This is a genomic window from Gordonia alkanivorans NBRC 16433, from assembly GCF_000225505.1.
Lineage (GTDB): Bacteria > Actinomycetota > Actinomycetes > Mycobacteriales > Mycobacteriaceae > Gordonia > Gordonia alkanivorans.
Genome location: NZ_BACI01000095.1, coordinates 60189 through 66215 on the forward strand (window position 1 = coordinate 60189; position 6027 = coordinate 66215).

Sequence of the window (6027 nt, forward strand, 5' to 3'; positions counted from 1 at the left end):
GGAACTGGGTTCAAGAACGAGAGGGTTCGTTGTGCTCGTCCCGGCGGCGACCGGTCGTCGACTTCGGCCAGAACGCCCAGAGGACGAGGAGTGCCGCACCGAGGGTGATGGCCCCGAGAACGTACGGATTCGACAACCAGACGATCTGCTTTGCGAGACCCGGTGCATGCCAGACGACTTTGCGCACCTGGCTCACGCGGTAGGGCTCCGGGTCGGGGTTCGGATTGGCATCGCCCTGCATCTCGATGAGGGCCTCGCCGCCGCCGAGTTGCTTCACCGCGATCGCCCGATGAGTGATCGGCTTCAGACCGATCCCACGGTCGACGGTGATGACATCTCCGACCTTCACCTCGGTCGCAGGGATCTCGTGCACGACAGCGATGGATCCTTGCGGGATGGTGGGATCCATCGAACCTGTCTTGAACATGATGATCGTGTAGTTGCCCACGAAGGCGAGGACTGTCAGCGCAATACACAACACGCCGAACACTGCGAGGATGTTCAGCCCCCAGTCGACGAGCCGACTGCCCAGCGACCGCGTCGCCGGCGTCGCCACGTGCGATTCGACGGGCGCCGGTTCGGCAGTAGCCGCGTCCACAACCGGCGGTGACGGCACGATCGGAATCGGCAGGGTCGGGGCCTCCGACGCCGGAACGTGGCCCGCCGGAGCCGACGTCCAGACCACCCGCGGGGCAGGTGCCACGACCCTCATCGGTGCGGTCACCGTCCACGAATCCCGAATGCCGGACCCATTCGCGTCGGGTCGGTCGGTGCAGGGACTCGAGGTCGTCGTCATCGCGCCGTCTCTCTGAGATCTAGGGGTGCGGATTCGGTTGGCAGGCAGCACAACTCTGCGGGTCGCGTGAACCCTCGATCCGGCGGCGCCCAGGGATGGGAAGGAGGCTTTGCCGCCGGATCGAGAACGACTCACGGGTTGTCGACGCTCTGTGCCCTCATCTCCCAGCGCGGGGTGACACTCGTGTCGAGGATGTTGTTGGGATTGGCGCTGGCCGGCAACGTCACCTCGAAGTCGATCTTCTTGGCCGTGTTCTTGGTGACCCGGAACGTCGTTGCGACGCCGCTGCTACTCAGCTGCTGGTTGTTCACCAGGGTGGTGGACCCGTCCTTGATGGTCACGTAGAGCGCCTGGGCAAGAGTGTTGGTCGCGTTCGCAGGAGCCTGGATGGTGATGTCGGCGTCCATCTTGCCCTTGGTCTCTTTGAGCCAGAAGCTGCCCTTGGTGGTCTGCCCGGGCATCAGGTTGACCGGGTTCACACCCGCGACCACTGGGAACGAGATGACGCCGGGGGCGGCGCTGTCCGCATACTCCGCGAACCCCTCCGTATCCGACACGGTACTGGCCTGCACGTTCCAAGCGCTCTCGCCGATACCGAATGTTCCGGAACCGAATACGGTGTCGTTCCACGCGGCGAGGGTGACCACAGCGCCAACGCCGAGGACTGCACCGGAGGCGAGGATGGCCTTGCGCTTGCGGCTCTTGCGGTTGCGCTCTTCGTCGGTCAGGGGGGCGCTGGTGGGGGTCTGGTTGTTGGTCATCTTCCGTCCATCATTCTGCGGGGGCGTAGCTCATTGCTACTCACGAGTAATTTAGATTGTTTCGGATTTTTTGTTACCTGTTTTTCGAGATTGGCCGTGTGAAGTGACTCACCGCCTCTAGGTCATTTGTTCCAGAATTCTGATTACATCCGTTGTCGTATCTGTCGGCCGTTTGAACTACAGATCCAAATGGACATTCGACCAAGATCTTTAATGTCCCGAAATTTACGACAATGGTCATTGGTATTTCGACAACAGCTATTGGCACACGTCGGCAGCGGCCTAGTCCGAGTCACCTTCCACCTTCGAGCCGGCCTTGTTGATGGTGTCCGCCAGCCAGACGCCCAGCCATGCGATCGCACTCCGACCCACTTCATCCACGACGAGCTTCGCGTAGTCGGTGTGCGAGCTCCCGGAGTAGAAGTCCTTCGCCGTGACGGCGTCGCGGATCAGCGACGCCGGGTCGGTGATGGCCTGCTTCGTGACGATCCTGGCCAGCTCCTTGCCGAGCTCCCTGAACTCGGGCGAGATCAGTTCGGACAACACCCCGGAGTTCTTCCCCTCGCCCGCGTCCTCGTCGTCAGAGGCATCGACGGTCGTGTCCGCAACCAGCGAGGCGAGTTCTTTCCCCAGCTCCAGAACCTCCTCGGCCGAGACCTCGGTGTCCGGGATCGATGCCGCACCGACTCGTGCCCCCACCGATCCTGCCGCCGTCCAGGTCAGCTCCTGAACCTCCCCGACCAGGTCCGCGCTACGTTCGATGTCCACCCGATCGAGTACGCGGCAGATCGAGGCGCCGACCTTGGCGAGACCCGTCTGATCCGGGATGAGGTCGAGGATGCGGGCGGTCTTCGCGTAGTCCACCGTGTCCGCGAGCTTCACGAATGGGCGCAACTGCGTGTTCACACGCCCCGCGACCTTATGGGCGGAGCGAAGGTCTCCCACCCCGATGAGCTGCGGCAATCGACCGATGTCCGCACCCAGACCGGCATAGTCGATCCTGGCGATCGCGCCGACGACGTCGATGGCGGTCTCGACGGCGTCCGCCACCTCCTCCGCCCCCTCACTGAGGACGGTGCCGATCTTGCCCAGGACGGGATGGCGCCGCTTGTCGATGGAGCAGTAGAGGTCGGAGGGTGCACAGATGCTCGTGACCTTCCCGGACAGCTTCCCCATCCCCTCGGGTCGCGGGTCGGCGATCCCGATGCCGCGCGGCTTCGGGCCGACGGTCTACTGACCAGCGGTTCCGTTACCGGGGTCGGCGAGTAGGCCGACTGCCAGCACCTTGTCCGCCGGGATCGGGCCGTCGCCGTTGCCGATCGCCGCGGCGAGATCTCCCGCCGCGTCCGCACCCTGGCTGTAGCCACTGATCGTGAACTTCAGATCGGGATCGGCTTCCGCCCGGTCGGCGAGGACCTTCGACGCGTTCGCGATCGCGGTGGCCTTGCTGTCCCCGTACGTCCGCCCGTTGTCGAAGGCCCGCGCCATGTAAGGCAGGAAGTAGATGGTCGCCGAGTCGCCATGCGTCCGCGAGATCGAGTCGGCCACCCCCGCCAGCGCTCCGGTGGCGTGGGTCGGGTCAGCGGCCGCATCCGTTTCCCAGGTCCCGGGAATGAAGAGATTGAAGGTCGAAACCGTCGGAGGCGGAGCGGCGACGCCGGCACCAGCCCCTCCGAATGCGGTTGCCGCGACACTCGCAGTGAGCGCTATTCCACCCAGACCAATTGCCCATTGACGAGCAGATCGAAAACCGACGAACTGAGACGCTTTGCCGGTTCTGTCGCACGCGTGTCGGGGCTTACGCGCAGAGGAAGAGTATTTCATGAGGGGATGTCACAAATCTTCACATCGTTGGGGAGACGGAACAACAGGTGCGGACGGAGAGGGTCTTTCGACCCCCCTTTCCACATTGTTGTTACTTAGCAGTAGATATGAAAATTCGACTATTACGGGACGATTTCAAGAATCCCAGAGAATACTTTCAAGACCCGTAGAATCCTGTTTCATATAGGAAACTGAAACATGTTGTGGTGCAGTGTATTTCAGATAACATCGCAGGTAGGGCCATGCTGGACAAATGATCCTGTGTGAGTGAGATCACCAGCGTGATGTAGCCGTTCTCGATCACGAACCTTGAGAGGCCCTTCGCAGACACGGCGACGGCTCGGAACCGCCGGGAGACAGCGGGTCCGAGCCCTCGGGCAGACCAGGCGTCAGGTCACCCGATCGCAGTCACCGTGACGCTTGCCGATCGGGGGACAGATCGAGCCGACGGAGTAACTGGGCGTTGAGCGCGACGACCACCGTCGACACCGACATCAGGATCGCGCCGACGCTCATCGGCAACACGAATCCGATCGGCGCCAACACACCGGCCGCGAGTGGAACGGAGATCAGGTTGTACCCGGCCGCCCACCACAGGTTCTGCACCATCTTCCGGTAGCTCGCCCGCGACAACTCGATCACCGAGAGCACCGACCGCGGGTCCGAGGACGCCAGGATCACGCCCGCGGAGGCGATGGCGACGTCGGTACCGGCGCCGATGGCGATCCCGACGTCCGCCTGCGCGAGCGCCGGCGCATCATTCACCCCGTCACCGACCATCGCGACCCGCTTACCCTCGCGCTGCAGCTCGGCCACCTTGTCGGCCTTGTCCTCTGGCCGGACACCTGCGTAGACGCGGTCGATCCGCAGCTCGCGAGCCACATCCTCGGCCACCGCTCGCGCGTCTCCGGTGACCATCACCGCTTCGACCCCACGGCGCCGAAGGCCGTCGATCGCTTCGCGCGACTCCGGTCGCACCTCATCGGTCAACGCCAGCGCTCCGACGACCTCACCGTCGGCGACGACGTGCAGGATGATCGCGCCCTCATCGCGCCAGGTGCCCGCGATCGACAGCTCTGCAACACCCTGGCTGTCGAGCAATCTCGGCCCGCCCACCGCAATGTGCACTCCGTCCACTCTCGCCGAGACACCCACCGCCGGTGAGGAGGTGAAGTCCTGCGCCGCCGGCACCTCCAGTCCCCGCCCCCGGGCGGCCTCGACTATTGCGACGGCGAGTGGATGCTCGCTGTCCGCCTCGGCCGACGCGGCCAGCACCAGGACCTCGTCCGGGGTGCGGCCGCGCGCTGGTTCGACGGAACGGACCGTCGGAGCTCCACGGGTCAGCGTCCCGGTCTTGTCGAAGAGGACGGCGTCGACCGACCGCATGGTCTCGAGGGCGAGCCGGTCGGAGATCAGCACTCCCCCTCGCGCCGCGCGCTCCGTCGCGATCGAAACCACCAACGGGATGGCAAGACCGAGAGCGTGCGGGCAGGCGATGACGAGGACAGTGATCACCCGGACCACCGCGGAGTCAGGCATTCCCACCGAGGTCCAGACGACTGCCGTGACAGCTGCCGCGGAGAGGGCAAACCAGAAGAGCCACCCGGCGGCGCGGTCGGCAAGACGTTGGGCACGCGACGTCGACGCCTGCGCTCGGGCGACGAGCCGTTCGATCCCGGCCAGCGCGGTGTCATCACCGATCGCGGTGACCCGGACACGAACCGCGGAATCGGTAGCGACGGTCCCGGCGATCACGCGATCCCCGACCGATCGTCGTACCGGGCGCGACTCACCGGTGATCATCGACTCGTCCACATCCGCCGTACCGTCGACGACGTCACCGTCGGCCGGGATCGATGCACCCGGCCGAACCAGTACCACGTCGCCCACCTGCAGCTCGGAGACGGCGACGGTGACCGTTCCGGCGCCGTCGACCTTCTCCGCCTCATCGGGCAACAAGGCCGCCAGCGAGTCGATGGCCGATGTCGTCTGGGCCAGCGCACGCATCTCGACCCAATGCCCCAGGAGCATGATCGCGACAAGGAGCGCAAGCTCCCACCAGAAGTTCAGCTCACCGGACAACAACCCCAGACTCGCGCCCCACGACGCCACGAAGGCGACAGTGATGGCCAGCCCGATGAGCAGCATCATCCCCGGCCGGCGGGACCGGATCTCCCCGACCGCACCGGCGAGGAACGGCCGGCCGCCCCAGAAGTAGATGACCGTGCCCAGTACCGGCGAGATCCACATGACCCACCCGTGGTGAGGCAGCGAGTATCCGATCAGGTGGGCGAACATCTCGTTGAACGCCACCGTCGGGATGGCCAGTACCACCATGATCCAGAACAGTCGGCGGAACCGGCCGACGTGGTCGGCGTGACCGCCGTGTTCGCCACCAGCGTGCTGGTGACCTTCGTGCGTACCCGTGTCGTGCGCGGGATGGATCGCTGTAGCACTCATGCGACCGACTATATACCCCATACCCGTATATCGTAATAGCCAATCTTCGTTGCGAGGTTCGCCGACACCCGGCCCGCCGTGGGAGACCCGATAGCACACACCTCCGACAAACGTGGGTCACCTATCTGATTTCGATAAGCGTTGCACCGCAGCATGATTCCGGCTAAAGTCGAATGTACATTCGAA

At 64.5% G+C, this 6027-nt stretch carries 6 protein-coding genes; 1 reads left to right on the forward strand and 5 read right to left on the reverse strand.

Annotation, left to right across the window (positions count from 1 at the left end; translation table 11 throughout):
* Positions 1–10: 10 nt before the first annotated feature.
* Positions 11–490, reverse strand: a complete 480-nt coding sequence (locus GOALK_RS24335) for a signal peptidase I (RefSeq protein WP_231380939.1) — start codon at positions 488–490, stop codon at positions 11–13.
* A gap of 7 nt (positions 491–497) precedes the next feature.
* Here GOALK_RS24335 and GOALK_RS24340 point away from each other — a divergent pair, with 7 nt between their 5' ends.
* Entirely contained in the window at positions 498–812 is a 315-nt protein-coding gene (locus tag GOALK_RS24340; protein ID WP_231380936.1) for a hypothetical protein, read from the forward strand.
* A gap of 115 nt (positions 813–927) precedes the next feature.
* On the opposite strand, the gene GOALK_RS16940 is transcribed toward GOALK_RS24340, so the two are convergent.
* From GOALK_RS16940 to GOALK_RS16950, 4 genes are all read right to left on the reverse strand, one after another.
* Complete coding sequence (locus GOALK_RS16940) at positions 928–1557, reverse strand: SipW-dependent-type signal peptide-containing protein (protein ID WP_006360065.1); 630 nt, start codon at positions 1555–1557, stop codon at positions 928–930.
* Between the two features lie 282 nt (positions 1558–1839).
* Positions 1840–2733, reverse strand: coding sequence for a hypothetical protein (locus GOALK_RS24345; RefSeq protein ID WP_006360066.1), 894 nt, complete (start codon positions 2731–2733; stop codon positions 1840–1842).
* Between the two features lie 54 nt (positions 2734–2787).
* Positions 2788–3105 (reverse strand): cutinase family protein, encoded by a 318-nt coding sequence (locus GOALK_RS24350; RefSeq protein ID WP_231380932.1) that lies wholly within the window; start codon positions 3103–3105, stop codon positions 2788–2790.
* 684 nt (positions 3106–3789) lie between these two features.
* Positions 3790–5841 (reverse strand): heavy metal translocating P-type ATPase, encoded by a 2052-nt coding sequence (locus GOALK_RS16950; protein ID WP_081474364.1) that lies wholly within the window; start codon positions 5839–5841, stop codon positions 3790–3792.
* Between the last annotated feature and the right edge of the window lie 186 nt (positions 5842–6027).